The sequence below is a fragment of the Sphingobium trunci genome (genome assembly GCF_022664535.1).
Classification (GTDB): Bacteria; Pseudomonadota; Alphaproteobacteria; order Sphingomonadales; family Sphingomonadaceae; genus Sphingobium.
The window spans coordinates 121,970-142,057 of sequence record NZ_JAKUJY010000002.1 but is presented as its reverse complement, the minus strand read 5'-3'; the positions used below and the strand labels follow the sequence as shown (position 1 = coordinate 142,057).

Here is a 20,088-nt window from a genome sequence, read left to right as displayed (position 1 = left end):
TATCATTGGAAAACGAGCACTTGTTGACCGACCTTGGGGAACGATCGGGCGACATCGCATTGCAGTGCAGCGAAACCGCTGGCTTCCTGGGCGAGTTGAATCTCCGCATCCAGAACGATTCCGCGCGCCTTGCCGAATTGCAGTCGAATATGGAGGCGCTGGCCGTCAGCCAGAATGAAAGTGTCCTCGCCGCCCAGGAACTCAGCCTCACTGCCCGCCGAGCCGGCAGGATCATCGCCGAAGGGCATGACGCCATCACCCAGTCGCTGGGGCAGGTGATGCAGCTTATCGAGAATGTGACGGGTCTGGAGGGGCGCCTTCGCCGCTTTCTGGACGTCATCGAGACGGTAGGCGGCATATCGGACGAACTGGGCACCATCGCCCGCCAGACCCGGCTGCTGGGCGTCAATGCCGCGATCGAGGCCGCGCGCGGTGGTGAAGCGACCCTGGGTTTTGCCGTGGTGGCTGACGAAATCCGCCGCCTGGCAGGGCAGGCGGGGGATTCGGCCGCCTCGGTCGGCGACAAGCTGGGGCAACTCGATCGCGATGCCCGTCAGCTCATCGGCGGGGTGGAAGCCAATATTGCCCGGGGGCGTGACGCAGGCGCCCATATCGACACGTTGCGCGTCACAATGGCCGAAATCGCCTCGCTGGTGACGCAGTTCGGCGAGCGTTCCGACAGCATCGTCAACTGCACCGACGAGGCGGATGGCGATGTCAATGCATTGCGGCAGGGCCTTTCGCTGTTCAGCCAGTCCTCGACGGAGAGCGCCACCCGCGTCGAAACGGTGCGGGGACAGCTGGAGCGGCTGGAGGGGATGGCGAATGCCATGCTGAACAGCTCGGCGCATGGCGGCCATGTCACGCGCAACAGCCGCTATATCGCCCTGGCCGAAGAGGGTGCCGTGGAAGTGATGGCGTTGATCGAACAGGCTTTCGAGCGACAGTTGCTCGACATGGATCGCCTGTTCGATACGGCCTATCGGCCTGTGCCGGGGTCGGAACCGGCGCAATATGAAAATGGCTTCACCGCCTTTGCCGATCAATATGTGCGCCCCTTGCTGGATCGCAGGACGGCACAGGATTCAGCCATCGTCGGTTGTTGCCTGGTGGACATGAACGGCTATCTGCCGACCCATATCAGCGCGCGCAGTCAGCCCCAACGGCCCGGACAGTGGCGCTGGAACATGGAAAATGCCCGCAACCGGCAGATATTCATGGACAGCCAGACCCGCAGCGCCCTCGACGGAGAGGGGGATTTCTTCCTCTTCACCTACCGGCAGGATCTGGGCGAAGGCCGCTATCGCGCCCTGCGCAGCGTCTTCGTGCCGCTGATCTTCCGTAGCCGCCGCTGGGGCCTGTACGAAGTCGGCTATCTGATCTGAGATCAGCGACTGGTTGCGCTGCGCAGGGTCACTTCGCCGTTCGCCGCAAAAGCCGCAACGGTACCGGCCTGGGCTGTCTGCGGATCCTTGCCGTCCAAAATCTGTGCGATCTGGCGGGGGCTGGGTATCTTGTCATAGACGCCATAGAGATCGGTCTGCCCGACCGAATGAATGGAAAGCTGATAGCCCTGGCCGTTCCGCGCAGGATCGAAGGCCAGCACCGTGCCCGCATCGTCCACCGGAACGATGATCGCGCCGCCCTTGACGCCGGCTTGCTGTAGCATGTCGTAACTGCCCTCGGCCGTCCTGACCTGATCCCGGATGCACAGGGTCGCACTTCCTTCCCTCGGCATGGCGCTGGCAACCGGCGCGGCAGCGGAAGGACCGGTGATGCGGGCATCCTCGCGGTCGCCCGCCGGACAGGCTGCGAATTTGGCCGGAGTCGTGGACTGAATGGCCGAAGCATCGTCAAATTGCAGGCCGTTCACCATCCCGTCGAGGCCCGCCAATATCTCCTTGCGCCGCTCCGACGGGCCGGTGATCCGCAGCTTCACCAGCCACCGCCCGGCATGGACAAAGGCGGCCGCCGTCGTGAGCGCGCCATCCGCCGCATCGTCATAGACCGCCCGGATCGCGCCGTTCGCATGCCCCGCCGCCGCAATGCTGGCATAGGCGGTGCGCCGGGTCTTCGCGCCGAAACGGTCCATGATCGCCTTGTCGGTCATATAGGCGGCCAGGGATGCGTCGGCATAGCTCGGCATATAGACGTACAGCGTCGCCTGGATCGCCCCGTCATCCGACAGATATTGTGCGTAGTTATCGATGCCCTTGCCACCGTTGGACACCTCGCCGCTTTTCGACAGCGACAATCCCGCGACGGTCTGAGGCAGGGCGATCCCTGCGGCATCGGCCCGCAAAGCGGTCGCGGTCGGTGTCCAGGCTTCCCCATTTTCGGCTGCATGCACCATCGCGGCCGCTGACAGGGCCAGCACGGCCGTTAAAAAGGACAACGCACGCTTGGGCATTGGCATCCTTCCCAAAATTCATGGCCGTCTTTGCGCGGCTTTGAATGGCAGAAGGAAAGGTTGAGCCGAAATGCGGCGCCGGTGCAAGCAGGCTTTTAAGCAACCGGCGGCATTTGTGCAGGAAAATGGGGCAGATTCGGGTCGAGATGCGCCCAGTCAGGCGCCGTGCCCGTCCAGATGACGGCTTCGGGCGCCTTCAGATCGGGATCGTCCAGCGCGCCGGCACGAATGAAGGTCAGATGCGGCCGCGATTCGGCCATGCTGACCAACGGTGTTCCGCATTCGGGGCAAAAGCCGCGCCGCATGGCATTGCCGCTATCCGCGATGCTCGCATACCAACGCACTTCGCCCTTTATGTTCACTTTGTCGGACGGGAAGCAGACATTCACCGTGCCCGATCCCGCGCCCAGATATTGGCAGAGGCGGCACCAGCACATGCGCGCCGCCATCGGTTCCGCATCGATGCTGATCCGCACCTGTCCACACAGGCACCCAGCACCATGGGGCATGGGTTCAGCGGCCCTGCCGGCGTGCCATGAAGGCGAGCCGTTCGAACATCATGACATCCTGCTCATTCTTGAGCAGCGCGCCGTGCAGCGGGGGAATGGCCTTGGTCGGATCGCGCTCCTGCAAGACCTCCAGCGGCATGTCCTCGGCCAGGATCAGCTTCAACCAGTCGAGCAATTCGCTGGTCGACGGCTTCTTCTTGAGGCCGGGAACGTCCCGGATCTCATAGAAGATTTCCAGCGCCCGGTTCACCAGGATCTTCTGGATGCCGGGGAAATGCACGTCGATGATCGCCTGCATCGTCTCCCGATCGGGGAATTTGATATAGTGGAAGAAGCAGCGGCGCAGGAAAGCGTCCGGCAATTCCTTCTCATTGTTGGAGGTGATGACCACCACCGGCCGTTCCTTGGCCGCGATCGTCTCCCCCGTTTCATAGACATGGAAGGCCATGCGATCGAGTTCCTGCAACAGATCGTTGGGAAATTCGATGTCGGCCTTGTCGATCTCGTCGATCAGCAGCACGGGCAGGGTGGGAGAGGTGAAAGCCTCCCACAGCTTGCCCTTGCGGATATAGTTGCTGATCTCATGAACGCGGGGATCGCCCAGTTGGCCGTCGCGCAGACGGGCGACTGCGTCATATTCATACAGGCCCTGATGAGCCTTGGTGGTCGACTTGACGTTCCATTCGATCAGGGGGGCGTCCAGCGCCTTGGCGATTTCCTGCGCCAGCACGGTCTTGCCCGTGCCCGGCTCGCCCTTCACCAGAAGGGGGCGGCGAAGCAGCACCGCGGCGTTGACGGCCACCTTCAGATCATCGGTGGCGACATAATCCTGCGTGCCTTCAAACCGCATATTCTTCACTCATCCTGCCCATGTTCCAGACCGGTTATGGCAAAGCGGGGCAGCGGAGCAAATGCTTTATGCGTGTTTTTTCGCGATCAGCCCTTGCGAGCGCGAATTTTGGCCCGGGCCTGGAGCACGTCCCAAAGGCCGCGATGCTGGTTCAACAACTGGCGCGCACCAAAAAGGATGGCCCGGTCGATCGCGTCGTCGCCGCCAATGGCGCGCGCGACCTCCAGCGTGGAACCACGATCGGGCAGGTCGCAGCCATGCGGCTCCACTCCCACGCGAATCGCGGCGATGTCCAAAATGTGCCGGACCGATCGCCAATCCAGCACCAGCGCAATGGCCGCGCCCATGGCACAGCCACGCCGGTCCGACTGGGCCAGCATGTCGAGTGCGTGACGCTGCTGGCTGACGACGGTTTCGCAGTCGCTTTGCCCCGCGGTGCTGGGCGCGGGCCCGACCGCGACGGTCACCTGGGTCAGATAGGTCCGCTCCCGTGCAAAGCCGTCCGCTGCCTGAATCAGCCAAGCGCGGGCGGCATTGTCCGCCGAACGTGTGGCGGCATGGTCGATCACACCCGGATGCCGGCCGTGGAGAAGACAGAGATAATGGGCCGCATCGGCCAGGTCCGGCAGCGATAGCGTCGCATTGGGCCCCAGGCTGGCGCGCGCGCCGCTGGCATAGCCATGACCCGCGGTGCCGTCCGCCGCCACCAGGGCGTCCAGAACATGCGATACATCGCCAAATTGATAACGCGGTGCTGCTTCGCTCATCATCATCCCCTGCGCGCTCCGGACAAGCCATCGGGGCGCTGTTCCGCGACCGTAGAGAAGCGAGGTAAAAGAGGAGTTTACGCCAACAAAAAAGGGCGACCCAAAAGCCGCCCTTTTCGGATCATTTTGCCGTGCCCCGCGCTCTTCCTGTCGGGGAATCGCTTATTGATCGAGGAAGCTGCGCATCTTGCGGCTGCGGCTGGGATGCTTCAGCTTGCGGAGCGCCTTCGCCTCGATCTGGCGGATGCGTTCGCGAGTCACGCTGAACTGCTGGCCGACTTCCTCCAGCGTATGATCGGTGTTCATGCCGATGCCGAAGCGCATCCGCAGCACGCGTTCTTCACGCGGCGTCAACGAAGCCAGAACACGGGTGACGGTTTCCTTGAGGTTCGCCTGGATCGCGGCATCCACCGGGATGATCGCATTCTTGTCCTCGATGAAGTCGCCCAGGTGCGAATCCTCCTCATCGCCGATCGGCGTTTCGAGGGAGATCGGCTCCTTGGCGATCTTCATCACCTTGCGCACCTTTTCCAGCGGCATGGACAGGCGCTCGGCCATCTCCTCCGGAGTCGGCTCGCGGCCCTGTTCGTGCAGGAACTGGCGGCTGGTGCGGACCAGCTTGTTGATCGTCTCGATCATATGGACCGGAATGCGGATGGTCCGCGCCTGATCCGCGATCGAACGGGTGATCGCCTGCCTGATCCACCAGGTGGCATAAGTGCTGAACTTGTAGCCGCGGCGATATTCGAACTTATCGACCGCCTTCATCAGGCCGATATTGCCTTCCTGAATAAGATCAAGGAATTGCAGGCCGCGGTTCGTATATTTTTTAGCGATGGAAATCACGAGACGTAGATTCGCCTCGACCATTTCCTTCTTCGCGATGCGCGCCTCGCGCTCGCCCTTCTGCACCATGTTGACGATGCGGCGGAATTCCGACAGCGACATGCCGGTCGCCTGCGCGATCTCGCTGACTTCGGTGCGGATACGCTCGACGGCGCGGCCCTCGGCGGCGGCGAAGGCGGCCCATTTCTTGTCCAGCCCCGACACCTTGTCGAGCCAGCCATCGTCCAACTCGTGGTTCACATAGCGATCGAGGAAATCCTTGCGGCTGACCTTGTGGCGCTCGGCCAGGCGCAGCATCTGCCCGCCCAGCGCGGTGAGGCGCCGGTTATAGGCATAGAGCTGGTCGACCAGATATTCGATCTTCTGCTGGTGGAACTGGACGCTCTCGACCTCGGCGGTCAGCTGCTCGCGCAGCTCCTGATATTCGTCCTCATCCTTCTGGCTCAACGTCTCGCCGATCGCCATGGCGATCATGCGCGATTCCTGCGCGGCGGAGAAGGCGCGGAAAATCTCCGTGATGGTCGCGAATTTCTCCAGCGCCATCGGTTTCAGGGTCTCTTCCATCTGGGCGAGGGAGAGGGTGTTGTCCTCCTCTTCTTCTTCTTCCATCCGGCGGGCGCGGCGTTCGGTCAGGCCGTCCTCATCCTCGTCGGAATCGGCGGATTCCTCCTCCGGCTCTTCTTCTTCCTTGAAGCTGGGGCCAGCGGTCTTCTCGCTGATCTCGCCATCATCGTCCTCGGCGCCTTCCTCCAGATTCTCCGGAGCAGGATCCTTGGACAGCATCGCGTCGAGATCGAGGATCTCGCGAAGCTGCATCTCGCCATTGTTGAGCGCGGTCGACCATTCGATGATCGCGTTGAAGGTGGTCGGGCTTTCGCAAAGGCCCAGAATCATGGTGTCGCGACCCGCCTCGATCCGCTTGGCGATGGCGATCTCGCCCTCACGGCTGAGAAGTTCCACTGCGCCCATTTCGCGCAGATACATGCGCACCGGGTCGTCCGTGCGGTCGACGGTTTCTTTCTTCTTCTCGGCGACCGGGCGGGGCGAGCCATCATCCTCGGCGGATTCATCGCCGCTGTCGTCGTCGCTGTCGTCGCGCTGATCCTCGCCGTCTTCGCCGGCTTCCTCATTCTCGACGATGTTCACACCCATCTCGTTGAGCGCGGACATGATGTCCTCGATCTGCTCGGAGGACATCTGGTCCTGCGGCAGGGCGTCGTTCAACTCGTCATAGGTGATGTAGCCGCGCTTCTTGGCACGCGCGATCAGCTTCTTGACCGAAGCCTCGTTCAGATCCAGCAGCGGTGCATCGCCAGTATCCGCATCCTCGCCCGCACTCTTGCTGTTCGCCTTGCTCGCCATTTATTCGCCTTAACTCCGCCGATCCGGTGGGATCGATCCAATCATATAATATCTTCGGACTGCGCCAGTTCCGCCAGGCGGCGATCATGATCCAGCTTCAACTGCCGGACCCTTTGCTGTTCGGCAAAGCTGTCCTCGTTGAGGTCTTCTCTCGCCCGCCGGGTGGCTTCCGCCAATGCAGCCTCCAGCTCCGGTCCTTGCGCCATCACCCGAATCGCCTCGTCCAGATCGCGCTTCACGCGATCGGCGTCGGCTTTCATCCTGTGGGGGGTGAATGTGAACGTGTCGGCCCGAAGCATCCCCTTCGCCATATTATACACTTCACCTTGCCCCAATATGGTAAGGAGGCCACCTGTTTCAACTGTTTCTTTGCCGAATGACGCCGCGATCATCGCGTTCAGCAGTTCGGCGAGCGCCGCGTCGCCGATTCGCAGTCCGGAAAGCATTTCCCGATGCAGTGCGATCTGTTCGGGATGCCGCAGCAGACTGGCCAAAATAGCCCTGAGCAGCCTTTGTTCCATGCCGCTGGCGCCGATCGCCCGCGCCTCGCTTCCGGCGGGCGGGACAGGGGGCTTCCAATTGCCCTTCCTGTCCCTCTGCCAGCCCGACCGCGCTCCGCTGCCACCCCGTTGCGGCCGGGCCTGTCCCCCGAAAGCCGGGCGTGCGAAGAACAGCGCTTCATAACGCTCGCGAAAAGCATGGACATAATGCGCCCGCACATCGGGATGGGCGATCGCGTCGGTGATGGCCGAAAGCCGTTGTTTGAGCGCTGCTTTCTGTTCCGGCGTTTCCAGCGGGGCGGCTGCCTGCTCATATTTCCAGAGCCGCTCGACCAGCGGTTCGGCCGCGCCCAGCACCGCTTCCATCGCTGCCGGTCCTTCCGCGCGGATCAGGTCGTCCGGGTCCTGTCCCCCCGGCAGCGTCGCAAAGGCAAGGCTCATTCCCGGACGCAGCAGGGGGAGAGCGCGCGTCGCCGCCCGAATCGCCGCCTTCTGTCCTGCCGAGTCGCCATCGAAACAGAGGATCGGCACATCACTCATCTTCCACAGCCGCTCGATCTGATGCTCGGTCAATGCGGTGCCGAGCGGCGCGACAGCCTCGCCGAAACCGGCCTGTGCCAGGGCGATGACGTCCATATAGCCTTCGACCACGATGACGCGCCCGGCCTGACGGCTGGCAGGGGACGCCCGATCGATATTGTAGAGCGTTCGCCCCTTGTCGAAGAGCGGCGTGTCGGGGGAATTGAGATATTTGGGCTCTCCCGCGCCCAGAATGCGGCCGCCAAAGGCGATTACGCGCCCCCTGATGTCCCGGATCGGCAGCATCAACCGTCCGCGGAAACGATCATAGCTGTCGCGTTTCCTGGTTTTGCCGCCATCCGGCTCGGCGCCATCGGGATCGATCAGCAGTCCGGCCTCGATGAGCAGAGGATCGCCAAAATCGTTGAGCGCGGCCTTGAGCCGCCCGCGGCCATCGGGAGAAAAGCCGAAGCCGAACATCCTGGCGGTCGACGCGCTGATCCCGCGTCGCTGGAGATAGGCCCGCGCCTCCGCGCCCTCGATTGCGCCAAGCTGTTCCTCGAAAAAGCCCTGCGCCGCCGTCATGGCGTCGTGCAGCCCCCTGGCCTGCTCCTGCCTTTTGGCCGCGCGGGGATCGGGGGCCGGGACGTCCATGCCCGCCGCCTGCGCCAGCTCCTTGACCGCCTCCATGAAGGGCAGGCCGCGCTGATCGGTCATCCAGCGGATCGCGTCCCCATGCGCGCCGCAGCCGAAACAATGGTAAAAGCCCTTTTCGTCGTTGATGGTGAAGCTGGGCGTCTTCTCGTTATGAAAGGGGCAGCAGGCCTTATATTCGCGCCCGGCCTTCTGCACCTTCACCGTCCGCCCGATCAGGGTGGAGAGCGAAGTCCGCGCACGCAACTCATCGAGAAAGGCGGGGGAGAGGCTCATGCCCTTAAAGCCCCTCCCTTTGAGGGGAGGGATTGGGCTGGGTGATCCTCCGCCTCTCCGGCAGGGACCGAGCCATGGCGAGGATCGTTGTCAGCACGCCATCAAGATTGTCACGGATAGCGGCATTTGCAAAACGCAGAACGCTGTAACCGAGGTGGGCCAAATCAAAATCACGTGGCCGGTTCCGCTCGGGAAGGGGCCGGTCGTCGTCAACCTCCATGATCAGCCCAATGAGTTGGCGGAGGAAGTCGGAAATATAGGGCTCGACCGCTGGCTGGCGGCGAAACTTGGACCCATCGAGCTGGGACGCGCGCAAATGCGCCCACAGGCGCCTTTCATGATCCGTGGGTTCATGGCGCATGGTGCGCGCATGTTGGCCGAGCTTTGCATTGATGCGTAACGCCATCACCCACCCCGACCCCTCCCACAAGCGGGAGGGGCTTCATCAACGCAATCTCAGGAAAGGGCCGCCTTCACCAGTCCGCTGGCCTTGCTCATGTCGATCACCGAGCCATGCCGTTCCTTCAGCACCGCCATGACCTTGCCCATATCCTTGACGCTCGCGGCGCCGATCTCGGCCTTGATCCCTTCGATCGCGGCCCTTGTCTCGTCCTCGCTCAGTTGCTGCGGCAGGAAGCCGTCGATCACGTCCAGTTCGGCCTGCTCCTTCGCCGCCAGTTCATCGCGTCCGCCATTCTTGAACATCTCGATGGATTCGCGCCGCTGCTTCGCCATCTTCTGGAGCACTTCGACCACCACCATGTCGTCGTCCGGCACGTTGGACGCCGTGCGCAGTTCGATATCGCGGTCCTTCAGCTTCGCGAGGATCAGCCGCACGGCGGCCAGCCGGTCCTTTTCCCTCGCCTTCATGGCTGCGATCTGGGCACTTTTGATGGCGTCGCGAATCATGCGAATGAATCCTGTCTCTTCCGGAAAGGTACAGATATAACGCCAAAAGAGATTTTTAACAGGAGTTGACCGCAGGGCCTCACCCGCATAGGTGACCGGCCGTTTAACCCGCTCCAGACGGGTTCCCGCAAAAAGCATAAAGGACCAAAAGACCATGGCTGACGCCAAGACCCTCATTGTGCCCAAAGGAGCGACAGGGGTATTGGTTTTCGCCGATGGCTCCGCGGTTTTCGGGCGCGGTTTCGGCGCGACGGGCGATGCGGTGGGGGAACTCTGCTTCAACACGGCGATGACCGGCTATCAGGAAGTGATGACCGATCCCAGCTATGCGGGCCAGATCGTCACCTTCACCTTCCCGCATATCGGCAATGTCGGCACCAATCTGGATGATGTGGAGGCGGATGCCCCCCATGCGCTCGGCTGCGTCGTGCGCCAGGACGTCACCGAACCCAGCAATTTCCGCAATGTCGAACCCTTCGACCAGTGGATGAAGGAGAAGGGCCGGATCGGCCTTGCCGGTGTCGACACCCGCGCGCTCACCCGCATGATCCGGCTGAAGGGCGCCCCCAACGTCGTGATCGCGCACGATCCCGAAGGCAGGTTCGACCTCGAAGCACTGGCTGCCAAGGCTGCGGCCTGGCCTGGCCTGGAAGGCATGGACCTTGCCATCGAAGTCAGCGCCAGGGAAAGCCGCCTCTGGAAGGACGGCGTGTGGAAGCTGGGCTTCGGCTATGGTCTTGATGAGGCTGGCGAGGAACGCCCCCATGTCGTGGCGCTCGATTATGGCGCGAAGAACAACATCTTCCGCAATCTGGTGAAGGCGGGCGCCCGCGTCACCGTGCTGCCCGCCACCGCCAGCTATGAGCAGGTGATGGAGCATAATCCCGACGGCGTGTTCCTCTCCAACGGCCCGGGCGATCCGGCCGCGACCGGCGAATATGCCGTGCCCGTGATCAAAAAGGTGCTGGAAGCCGACAAGCCCGTCTTCGGCATTTGCCTCGGCCACCAGATGCTGGCGCTCGCCGCTGGCGCGAAGACGATCAAGATGCACCAGGGCCATCGCGGCGCCAACCACCCGGTCAAGCGCCTGTCCGACGGCCTGGTCGAGATCACTTCGATGAACCACGGCTTTGCGGTCGACGCCGACACGCTCCCCGCCAATGTGAAGCCGACCCATGTGTCGCTCTTCGACGGCAGCAATTGCGGCATCGAACTGACGGATAAAAAGGCCTTTTCGGTCCAATACCACCCCGAAGCCTCGCCCGGCCCGCAGGACAGCTTCTACCTGTTCCAGCGCTTCGTCGAGGGGTTGAAATGAACCTCAACCTGCCTCCGGTTGACGAAACCCGCTTTGCGCAGGAGTGGGAGGCGGACAAGGCCGTCCTCGCCAATCTCGCGGCGAATGGCGACGTGGCGCGCATTGCCCGCCCTGTAGACGTCAGCTTCAAGGGCAGTGAGAAGGATTTTGAGCGCGTTCTGACCATCGCCAGCCAGTTCGGCTTCGTGGAACTGGACCGCGAAGAGGATGAGGATGGCGACCTGTTCTTGTTCCTCGAATGCGAGCAGTCGGTCGATGAACAGTCGATCCGCGCCCTGACGAAGAAATGCCTCCAGATCGAAATCCTCTGCGGCGTCGAATATGACGGCTGGGGTTGCGAGGCCCGGACGGGGGGCGTGCATTGAAAATATATGTCTTTGCATCTAACACATTGACCAATATTTGGGCCGGTATGGGCGCTCAAAGGTGGGCGGTGTCTCCCATGGAAGCTGGAAGCCCTCAAGAAAAAGGGCGGATTACCAAGGCGCGTAAGATGCCGGTTGGCGCATTGGGCATCCTTTATTGCAGCGCAGATAAAACGCTAACGGTCCCTTTTGTGGTGACTTCAAGCGTTGATGAGGATGCTATAATATCCCACGTCTGGCCTGAACGCTGGGTGCTGCCATTTAAATTTCGACCTTTGGGGACACCCCATCGACGCATCACGATAGATGAAGCGAAGCAGCGCCTTCCTTCTTTTTCGAGCGATCCTTCGCCAGCTTTCAACAACGTATTTAGGGTCCGAGCGGACTTTGCATTCCAGACATCGGACATCACCGATGAAGATTGGAGTGTTTTGATTAGGGAACTCGCGGAATAATGCCCAAACGCACCGACATCTCCTCCATCCTCATCATCGGCGCTGGCCCGATCATCATCGGCCAGGCTTGCGAGTTCGACTATTCGGGCACGCAGGCGGTGAAGGCGCTCAAGGAGGAGGGCTATCGCATCATCCTGGTGAATTCCAACCCGGCCACCATCATGACCGACCCGGAATTCGCCGACGCGACCTATGTCGAGCCGATCACGCCCGAAATCGTGGCGAAGATCATCGAGAAGGAACGCCCCGACGCGGTGCTGCCGACCATGGGCGGCCAGACGGCCCTCAACACCGCGCTCGCGCTGTTCAACGACGGCACGCTGGAGAAGTTCGGCGTCAAGATGATCGGCGCCGACGCCGAAGCCATCGACAAGGCCGAGGATCGCCTGAAGTTCCGCGACGCAATGGACAAGATCGGGCTGGAATCCGCCCGCTCGCGCATCGCACATACTATGGAAGAAGCGCTGGAAGCCCTTGAGTTCACCGGTCTTCCTTCGATCATCCGGCCCAGCTTCACGCTCGGCGGCACGGGCGGCGGCGTCGCCTATAACAGGGAAGAGTTCAAGCGGATCGTCGCCGAAGGGCTGGACGCCTCGCCGACCACCGAAGTGCTGATCGAGGAATCGCTCCTCGGCTGGAAAGAATATGAGATGGAGGTCGTCCGTGACCGGAACGACAATGCCATCATCATCTGCTCGATCGAGAATGTCGATCCGATGGGCGTCCATACCGGCGATTCCATCACCGTCGCGCCCGCGCTGACGCTGACCGACAAGGAATATCAGATCATGCGCAACGCGAGCATCGCGGTGTTGCGTGAAATCGGCGTGGAAACAGGCGGTTCGAACGTGCAGTTCGCAGTCAATCCGAAGGATGGCCGCCTGATCGTCATCGAGATGAACCCGCGCGTATCCCGTTCCTCGGCACTGGCGTCGAAGGCGACCGGCTTCCCCATCGCCAAGGTCGCCGCGAAGCTGGCCGTCGGCTACACGCTGGACGAGATCGAGAATGACATCACCGGCGCGACCCCGGCGTCGTTCGAACCGACCATCGACTATGTCGTGACCAAGATCCCGCGCTTCGCCTTCGAGAAGTTCAAGGGGTCCGAACCGCTGCTCGGCACCGCTATGAAGTCGGTGGGCGAGGTGATGGCGATCGGCCGCAACATCCATGAATCGATGCAGAAGGCGCTGCGCGGTCTGGAAACGGGTCTCAGCGGCTTCAACAATGTCGATCATCTGGAGGGCGCGCCCAAGGATGACATCGTCGCCGCTCTGGCGCAGCCGACCCCGGACCGCCTGCTGGTTGCCGCACAGGCCTTGCGCGAAGGGCTGACCGTCGCGGAAATCCACGCCATCGCCAAGTTCGATCCCTGGTTCCTGGAGCGGATCAAGGAGATCATCGACGCCGAAGCCGAGATTCTGGGCAATGGCTTGCCGCAGGATGCCGAGGGGATGCGCCGGTTGAAGGCGATGGGATTCTCCGACAAGCGTCTTGCTTTCCTTGCGCTCAAGTCCGCCAATCTGCGCGGCATGGAGCGGGGCATCGCGCGTGGGTCTGGCCTGATCCACGAAGCGGTCAAGGCGATGACGGGCGGCGTCACCGAGGATGAAGTGCGGAGCCTGCGCCACAGGCTGGGCGTGCGTCCGGTCTTCAAGCGCATCGACACCTGCGCCGCCGAGTTCGAGGCGAAGACGCCCTACATGTATTCGACCTATGAAGCCCCGCTCTTCGGCGAACCTGAGAATGAGGCGCAGCCCAGCGGCCGGAAGAAGGTCGTGATCCTGGGCGGTGGTCCCAACCGCATCGGCCAGGGCATCGAGTTCGACTATTGCTGCGTCCATGCCTGCTTCGCGCTCAGCGAAGCCGGGTTCGAGACGATCATGGTCAACTGCAACCCGGAAACGGTGTCGACCGACTATGACACGTCCGACCGCCTCTATTTCGAGCCGCTGACCGCCGAGGACGTGCTGGAAATCCTGAGCGTCGAAATGTCGAACGGCACGCTGGCGGGCGTCATCGTCCAGTTCGGTGGCCAGACGCCGCTCAAGCTGGCGCAGGCGCTGGAGGATGCGGGCATCCCGATCCTGGGCACCAGCCCCGACGCCATCGACCTGGCCGAAGATCGCGAGCGTTTCGCGGCGCTCATCGACAAGCTCAAGCTCAAACAGCCCGCCAACGGCATCGCCCGCAGCCGGGAGGAGGCGATCGCGGTCGCCAACCGCATCGGCTATCCGGTCCTCATGCGCCCATCCTATGTGCTGGGCGGGCGCGCGATGGAGATTGTCGACGGTCAGGCGCAGCTGGAGGAATATATCGCCACCGCCGTCCAGGTGTCGGGCGACTCCCCGGTGCTGATCGACCAATATCTGCGCGATGCGGTCGAAGTGGACGTGGACGCCCTGTGCGACGGCGATGATGTGGTGGTCGCGGGCGTGCTCCAGCATATCGAGGAGGCGGGCGTCCATTCCGGCGACAGCGCCTGCTCGCTGCCGCCCTACAGCCTGTCGGACGGGATCATCGCGGAAATCGAGCGCCAGGCCGATGTTCTCGCCCGCGCCCTGTCGGTCCGTGGCCTCATGAACATCCAGTTCGCGGTCAAGGACGGCGTGGTCTATCTGATCGAGGTCAACCCGCGCGCCAGCCGCACCGTGCCCTTCGTCGCCAAGGCGATCGGCACGCCCATCGCCAAGATCGCGTCGCGCGTCATGGCAGGCGAGAAGCTGAAGGCCCTGCCGAAGATCGACCGCAATGCGATCGATCATATCGCGGTCAAGGAAGCGGTCTTCCCCTTCGCCCGCTTCCCCGGCGTCGATCCGGTCCTGTCCCCGGAAATGAAAAGCACCGGCGAAGTCATGGGCATCGACAGCGATTTCGCGACCGCCTTCGCCAAGGCGCAGTTGGGCGCGGGCACCGTCCTGCCGACCAGCGGCACGGTGTTCGTGTCGGTCAAGGACAGCGACAAGCCGGTGATCCTGCCCGCCGTGCGGAAGATTGCGGCGCTGGGCTTCACCATCATCGCGACGGGCGGCACCGCCCGCTATCTGGAAGAGCAGGGCATCGCCGTGCAGCCGGTGAACAAGGTGGCCGAAGGGCGCCCGCATATCGTCGACAGGATCACCGACGGCGACGTCGACCTGATCTTCAACACGACGGAGGGCTGGCAGTCGCTCAAGGACAGCAAGGCGATCCGCACCAGCGCGCTGCGAGCCAAGGTCGCGAGCTTTACTACGGCGGCGGCCAGCGTTGCCGCAGCGGACGCGATCGAGGCTCTTCAGGGGCATGCCCTTGAAGTGCGGTCGCTCCAGTCCTATTATCCGGTGTCGCAAGCCTGATCCCCTGCACAAGGAAGCATGCTGCGGGTGGCCCCATGGCGGGGGCCGCCAAAGGGAAGTTTTGACGAAGGATTTGCAATAATGGCGACCGTCGAAAAGATGCCGATGCTGCAAATGGGCTATGACAAGCTCAATGCGCAGCTCCGCGAATTGAAGGCCGAGCGGCCCTTGATCGTGGACGCCATCGAAGAAGCGCGTGCGCATGGTGACCTGTCGGAAAATGCCGAATATCATGCCGCCAAGGAACGCCAGGGTCAGGTCGAGGCGACGATCGCCGACCTGGAGGACAAGCTGTCGCGTGCCCAGATCATCGATCCCACCACGCTGTCGGGCGACAAGGTGGTGTTCGGCGCGACCGTCACCTTGCTCGATGAAGACGACAAGCCGGTGAAATATCAGATCGTGGGTCAGGCCGAGGCGGACGCCAAGGCCGGCATGATCAGCTATAACAGCCCGATCGGCCGCGCGCTGATCGGCCGTCAGATCGGCGAAGAGGTCGAAGTGTCGGTCCCGTCGGGCGACAAATTCTACCTGATCGACAAGATCGATTTCATCTGACCAACGTGAGACTGCCAGCCGGTCGCATGACAAACGGGATCGCGGCGATCACTTTCGCCGCCTTCCTGTTGCTGTATCTGACGGGGCAGGTCGACAATGCTGCCATCATGGCCGGTTTCATCCCTGCGCGCGTGGAGGATGGGGCGCTGCTCGCCGGTATGGCGGCGGTGCCGGTCTGGCTGACCCCGATCAGTTGCACGCTCGTTCACGCCAACTGGCTGCACATCGCGTTCAACCTGTTCATGTTCGTCTTCTGCGGACGGCAGGTCGAGCATGTGCTGGACAAGGGGGCGACGCTCGTCCTCTACATTGCGGGCGCCTATGGCGCCACGGCATTGCAATGGGCGGTCGATCCGCATTCGACCAACCCCATGGTCGGGGCGAGCGGCGCTATTTCCGCCATCATCGCGACCTATGCGCTGCTTTACAGCCAGCAGAATGTCCGGCGGATCGGGCCGTTTTCGGCCAATCTGGTGCGGGCGCTGTGGCTGGCGGCAAGCTGGATCGCGATCCAGTTGATGATCGGCCTTGCCGGAGGATTTGGCGATCTGGGCCAGATCGCGATCGCCGCGCATATCGGCGGCTTTCTGGTGGGGCTGGCGTTGACGCGTCCGCTGCTTCGCTGGCGCTTCCGCAAGCGGCCCCAGCCGCTTTCCTGACCAGCCCCTTTCCTGAGAGTTCAGGCCGACGGCAGGTCGGGTTCCAGCAGCCGGTGCAGATGCACGATCACATAGCGCATCTCGGCATCGTCGACCGTCCGCTGCGCCGCGCCGCGCCAGGCATTTTCCGCCGACGCATAATCCGGGAACACGCCGACGATGTCGATGGAGTTCAGGTCTTCAAAATCAAGCGTCTGAGGATTGGTGACGCGACCACCCATTACAAGGTGCAGCTTGCTCATGGTATATTATGTTCTCCTGTTCGGTGAACGATCACATTAGCAGCGCTGCAACGCCCTTGGAAGGGCGTGGCCTGGCCTGTCCGGGTGCTTTTGGCGACGAAGCGATTAGCTTTTCGGCAACCGCGCCTTCAGCGCTTCGCTGATCGCGTCGATCTTGCCGGCAACGATCGCGACGGCATCTTCCGCCAGCCGCGAAGCCTTGCCGCCCAGATCGGCTGAAGCCGCTGCACTCTTGGCCGATGACGCGGCCTCCTTGGCGGTTTCGCTTGCGCTGTGCAGCGCTTCTCCGGCCGTGGACTTCAGATTTTCCGCGCTGTCGGAGGCTGCCGTTCGGGCGGCCGCCGCCGCTTCCAGCACCTTTGCGCCAGCGGTCGAGGCAAGACCGGGCAGGGCTTTCATGACCTTCCGGCTCTTCGGGAACATCCATGCGATCACGGCTCCGGCCGCAACGGCACCCGCGACGGCGGCGATCGGATGCTCCTGCACAATCTCATTGGCGCGCGCGGCAACGCGCTGCGATCGGTCACGCGCATCGGCATAGGCGGCACTGGCCTTGTCACGGACATCGCCCGCCCGCTCACGCCCGGTCTGGATGATGTCCCCGGCGCTTTCGCGAGCGCGCTCCGTCGTGTCGCGGAACATGCCCGACGCAGTCTCCGCCATATCGTTCGCCGCTTCGCGGGCGCGGGTGATCTGGGCACGGATATCAGCCATCGTCAGTCTCCGAAGTATCTTCTTTGCGGTTGTTGATCCGAACATATAGCCGCCGGAAAAGTGCCCCAAGTGGCCGTCGGAATAAATAAAGGCCCAAAGCGGCAGTTGCTGCCGCCGTTGCGGTCGGCCGTTGCTGGACTTTCGCGGCGGCATAGGCTGCGCCGTCCAGCAGCGTCTCCGTCGCCTTGTCCTTTGCATCCTGCTTCAGCCGGGCCGGGGCGATCCGCGCCTTGGCCGCCTGCGCGCTGTTCAGAAAGGCGGCCTTGCGCTCGTCCGCCCGGGTCGATGCCGCGCGATAGGCCTCTTCCTGGCTCATGATTTGACGGCCCTTTTGATCTGGCTCATCTGTCCTTTGGCGATCAGCAGCAGCAGCAGCGCGATGGCCAGGCTGCCGCCCGCGACGGCCGCAGTGGCCCAGCCTGCGCCCAGATCGGGCGTCAGGGCAATGATGACGCCGATCAGGCACGCGACCAGGGCGGCGAACAGAAGCACGACGGCAACAGCCGCGAAGATCGCTGCATTGCGCACGCCCGCCGCGACGATGCCGGCGCGCAGCTTCTGCCGCTCGACCTCCGCTTCGGCATAGGCGCGCCCATCGGCATAGAGACGCGAAAATACCTCCCGGACTGACTCGTCGGGCATCTCGGTCTGTATCGGCTCTTGCGTCAAAACTTCCTCCGCCCCCGCAACCGGGACTGCATCATGGGGCGGGCTCAAGCCTCGTCGTCGGACCCTTTGGCAAGACGCATCAGGACGAAGCCGACCACAGCGGCGGCGCCGATCGCCACGGCCGGGCTTTTACGCACGAAATCGCGAGCCTCGGTCATGAGCTGATCGACATCCTTGCTGTCGAGCGTCTTGGCCGCGCCCGCCACCGATTCGGCGGCCTGGCGGGCATAGTCGCCATATTGCGGACCCAGTTTCGCATCGACGGTTCCGGCGGTGTCGGAAATCAGCTTGGCCAGGCTCTGCATCGCCGACCCGGTCTTGTCCTTGGCAACGCCGGCGGCGGACTTCGCCGTCTTGCCGGCCTGTTCCCTGATCGGGTCGATATGCGCTTTCCAATCCACGGCATTCAGCTTTTCGGCAGCGGACCTGGCCGCTTTTTCCGCTTGTTCCTTCAGCGGCGCGATCTGCGCGGTCCAGCCATGGGCAGCGGCGCCGTTGCCGCTTTTCTTGGGCGCGGCAGCTTTCCGGGCTGCGGCTTTCTTGACGGGAGCAGCCTTCACCAGCGTCGCGGCAGGCGCCTTGGCCGGTTTTGCCTTCGGCGCCTTGGCCGCGACAGCCTTGCGCGGGCGCTTGGCGGGCGGGGTTTCCGGGGTGTCGGCCATCGTCCTGTATCTCCCTTTTTCAAGTCTGTGGCATCGCGAAACGGGCGGGGGCACTGTTCCAAATGCTTCGCGGCGGCTCATAGTTCCGTTGCCGTCACCATTTCGACCATCGGCATTTTTCGTTGCCTTGCAAGCCCCCGCATTGCCATTCGGGGAGGTGCTGGTTAAGCGGGGCGCGAAAACGGCCCTCAGCGTTCAGCCCAAGGAGCAATCCATGACCGCCATTCTCGATATTCACGCCCGCCAGATCCTGGATAGCCGCGGCAATCCCACCGTCGAAGTCGACGTCATGCTGGAAGATGGCAGCTTCGGGCGCGCCGCTGTTCCGTCCGGCGCATCGACCGGTGCTTATGAAGCGGTCGAAAAGCGCGACGGCGACAAGAGCAAATATCTGGGCAAGGGCGTGCTGGCGGCGGTCGCCGCGGTGAACGACCAGATTGCCGAGCAGATCATCGGTCTGGACGCCGAGGATCAGGCCGAGGTCGATGCCGCGATGATCGCGCTCGACGGGACGGACAACAAGTCGAACCTGGGCGCCAATGCGATACTGGGCGTCAGCCTCGCCGTGGCGAAGGCGGCTGCCGATGCGCGCGGCCTGCCGCTTTACCGCTATGTCGGCGGCGTCAACGCCCATGTCCTGCCGGTGCCGATGATGAATATCATCAATGGCGGCGAACATGCCGACAATCCGATCGATTTCCAGGAATTCATGATCATGCCGGTCGGTGCCGAGAGCATTGCCGACGCGGTGCGGATCGGTTCGGAAATCTTCCATACGCTGAAGAAAGGTCTGCACGACAAGGGACTGGCGACCTCCGTCGGTGACGAGGGTGGGTTCGCGCCCAACATCGCCTCGACCCGCGACGCGCTCGACTTCATCATGCTGTCGGTCGAGAAGGCCGGTTACAAGCCGGGCGATGATGTCGTGCTGGCGCTGGACTGCGCCGCGACCGAATTCTTCAAGAACGGCAAATATGAGATTTCGGGCGAGGGCTTGTCGCTCAATCCTGTCGAAATGGCCGACTATCTGGCGGCTCTCTGCGCCGACTATCCGATCAAGTCGATCGAAGACGGCATGAGCGAGGATGATTTTGAAGGCTGGAAGGCGCTGACGGACAAGATCGGCGGCAAGGTTCAGCTTGTGGGCGACGACCTGTTCGTGACCAATCCCAAGCGTCTGGAAATGGGCATCGGCAAGGGCCTCGCCAACTCGCTGCTGGTCAAGGTGAACCAGATCGGTTCGCTGACCGAGACTCTGGCTGCCGTCGACATGGCGCATCGGGCACGCTACACCGCCGTCATGTCGCACCGTTCCGGCGAAACCGAGGATGCGACCATCGCCGACCTCGCCGTCGCCACCAACTGCGGTCAGATCAAGACCGGCTCGCTTGCCCGTTCGGACCGGCTCGCCAAATATAATCAGTTGATCCGCATCGAAGAAGAACTGGGCGACATTGCCGTTTACGCAGGGCGCTCCATCTTCCGCTAAGTCAAATTTTCGACGACTGG

At 62.8% G+C, this 20,088-nt stretch carries 21 protein-coding genes; 8 read left to right on the top strand and 13 right to left on the bottom strand.

Annotation, left to right across the window (positions count from 1 at the left end; all coding sequences use genetic code 11):
- Positions 1-20 precede the first annotated feature (20 nt).
- Positions 21-1,385: a methyl-accepting chemotaxis protein gene (locus tag MJ601_RS02770; RefSeq protein WP_242123045.1), complete on the top strand. Its 1,365-nt coding sequence runs from the start codon at positions 21-23 to the stop codon at positions 1,383-1,385.
- A 2-nt stretch (positions 1,386-1,387) separates the two neighbouring features.
- Here MJ601_RS02770 and MJ601_RS02765 read toward each other — a convergent pair whose 3' ends face one another.
- The 8 genes from MJ601_RS02765 to MJ601_RS02730 all read right to left on the bottom strand — a co-directional run bounded on the left by MJ601_RS02765 (position 1,388) and on the right by MJ601_RS02730 (position 9,602).
- Positions 1,388-2,410: a hypothetical protein gene (locus MJ601_RS02765; RefSeq protein WP_242123044.1), complete on the bottom strand. Its 1,023-nt coding sequence runs from the start codon at positions 2,408-2,410 to the stop codon at positions 1,388-1,390.
- Positions 2,411-2,505: 95 nt separating this feature from the next.
- Positions 2,506-2,919: a GFA family protein gene (locus MJ601_RS02760; RefSeq protein WP_242123043.1), complete on the bottom strand. Its 414-nt coding sequence runs from the start codon at positions 2,917-2,919 to the stop codon at positions 2,506-2,508.
- A 4-nt stretch (positions 2,920-2,923) separates the two neighbouring features.
- Positions 2,924-3,769 (bottom strand): AAA family ATPase, encoded by an 846-nt coding sequence (locus tag MJ601_RS02755; RefSeq protein WP_242123042.1) that lies wholly within the window; start codon positions 3,767-3,769, stop codon positions 2,924-2,926.
- 86 nt (positions 3,770-3,855) lie between these two features.
- Positions 3,856-4,536: a DUF6975 family protein gene (locus tag MJ601_RS02750; RefSeq protein WP_242123041.1), complete on the bottom strand. Its 681-nt coding sequence runs from the start codon at positions 4,534-4,536 to the stop codon at positions 3,856-3,858.
- A 162-nt stretch (positions 4,537-4,698) separates the two neighbouring features.
- Complete coding sequence (gene rpoD / locus MJ601_RS02745; protein ID WP_242123040.1) at positions 4,699-6,744, bottom strand: RNA polymerase sigma factor RpoD; 2,046 nt, start codon at positions 6,742-6,744, stop codon at positions 4,699-4,701.
- Positions 6,745-6,785: 41 nt separating this feature from the next.
- Positions 6,786-8,693 carry a DNA primase gene (gene dnaG / locus MJ601_RS02740; protein ID WP_242123039.1) on the bottom strand — a complete coding sequence of 636 codons (1,908 nt, stop codon included), beginning with the start codon at positions 8,691-8,693 and terminating at the stop codon, positions 6,786-6,788.
- Between the two features lie 4 nt (positions 8,694-8,697).
- Positions 8,698-9,099: an endonuclease domain-containing protein gene (locus MJ601_RS02735; protein WP_242123038.1), complete on the bottom strand. Its 402-nt coding sequence runs from the start codon at positions 9,097-9,099 to the stop codon at positions 8,698-8,700.
- Between the two features lie 50 nt (positions 9,100-9,149).
- Entirely contained in the window at positions 9,150-9,602 is a 453-nt protein-coding gene (locus MJ601_RS02730; RefSeq protein ID WP_242123037.1) for a GatB/YqeY domain-containing protein, read from the bottom strand.
- Positions 9,603-9,756: 154 nt separating this feature from the next.
- Between MJ601_RS02730 and carA the strand changes: the two genes are divergently transcribed.
- The 6 genes from carA (at position 9,757) to MJ601_RS02700 (ending at position 16,292) form a co-directional block, all read left to right on the top strand.
- Positions 9,757-10,920 carry a glutamine-hydrolyzing carbamoyl-phosphate synthase small subunit gene (gene carA / locus MJ601_RS02725; RefSeq protein WP_242123036.1) on the top strand — a complete coding sequence of 388 codons (1,164 nt, stop codon included), beginning with the start codon at positions 9,757-9,759 and terminating at the stop codon, positions 10,918-10,920.
- A complete protein-coding gene (locus MJ601_RS02720; RefSeq protein ID WP_242123035.1) occupies positions 10,917-11,285 on the top strand; it encodes a ribonuclease E inhibitor RraB in 369 nt (122 codons plus the stop codon). The genes carA and MJ601_RS02720 overlap by 4 nt, the downstream gene beginning before the upstream one ends.
- The gene (locus MJ601_RS02715) at positions 11,282-11,740 is read left to right on the top strand and encodes a hypothetical protein (protein ID WP_242123034.1); all 459 of its coding nucleotides are present in this window, start codon (positions 11,282-11,284) and stop codon (positions 11,738-11,740) included. The genes MJ601_RS02720 and MJ601_RS02715 overlap by 4 nt, the downstream gene beginning before the upstream one ends.
- Positions 11,740-15,075, top strand: coding sequence for a carbamoyl-phosphate synthase large subunit (gene carB, locus MJ601_RS02710; RefSeq protein ID WP_242123033.1), 3,336 nt, complete (start codon positions 11,740-11,742; stop codon positions 15,073-15,075). The genes MJ601_RS02715 and carB overlap by 1 nt, the downstream gene beginning before the upstream one ends.
- 81 nt (positions 15,076-15,156) lie before the next feature.
- Positions 15,157-15,633: a transcription elongation factor GreA gene (greA, locus tag MJ601_RS02705; protein ID WP_192666842.1), complete on the top strand. Its 477-nt coding sequence runs from the start codon at positions 15,157-15,159 to the stop codon at positions 15,631-15,633.
- A 26-nt stretch (positions 15,634-15,659) separates the two neighbouring features.
- A complete protein-coding gene (locus MJ601_RS02700; protein ID WP_242123032.1) occupies positions 15,660-16,292 on the top strand; it encodes a rhomboid family intramembrane serine protease in 633 nt (210 codons plus the stop codon).
- Between the two features lie 20 nt (positions 16,293-16,312).
- Here the strand turns inward: MJ601_RS02700 and MJ601_RS02695 are convergent, their stop codons facing one another.
- The 5 genes from MJ601_RS02695 to MJ601_RS02675 form a co-directional block, all read right to left on the bottom strand.
- A complete protein-coding gene (locus MJ601_RS02695) occupies positions 16,313-16,534 on the bottom strand; it encodes a DUF4170 domain-containing protein (protein ID WP_242123031.1) in 222 nt (73 codons plus the stop codon).
- 105 nt (positions 16,535-16,639) lie between these two features.
- Positions 16,640-17,248, bottom strand: a complete 609-nt coding sequence (locus MJ601_RS02690; protein WP_242123030.1) for a hypothetical protein — start codon at positions 17,246-17,248, stop codon at positions 16,640-16,642.
- Positions 17,241-17,564 carry a hypothetical protein gene (locus MJ601_RS02685; protein ID WP_242123029.1) on the bottom strand — a complete coding sequence of 108 codons (324 nt, stop codon included), beginning with the start codon at positions 17,562-17,564 and terminating at the stop codon, positions 17,241-17,243. Before MJ601_RS02685 ends, MJ601_RS02690 begins: the two co-directional genes overlap by 8 nt.
- On the bottom strand, positions 17,561-17,890 hold the full coding sequence (locus MJ601_RS02680; protein WP_242123028.1) for a phage holin family protein: 330 nt from the start codon (positions 17,888-17,890) through the stop codon (positions 17,561-17,563). Before MJ601_RS02680 ends, MJ601_RS02685 begins: the two co-directional genes overlap by 4 nt.
- Positions 17,891-17,961: 71 nt before the next feature.
- Positions 17,962-18,579 carry a hypothetical protein gene (locus tag MJ601_RS02675; RefSeq protein ID WP_242123027.1) on the bottom strand — a complete coding sequence of 206 codons (618 nt, stop codon included), beginning with the start codon at positions 18,577-18,579 and terminating at the stop codon, positions 17,962-17,964.
- Positions 18,580-18,793: 214 nt separating this feature from the next.
- Between MJ601_RS02675 and eno the strand changes: the two genes are divergently transcribed.
- Positions 18,794-20,068 carry a phosphopyruvate hydratase gene (eno, locus tag MJ601_RS02670; protein WP_242123026.1) on the top strand — a complete coding sequence of 425 codons (1,275 nt, stop codon included), beginning with the start codon at positions 18,794-18,796 and terminating at the stop codon, positions 20,066-20,068.
- Positions 20,069-20,088 lie beyond the last annotated feature (20 nt).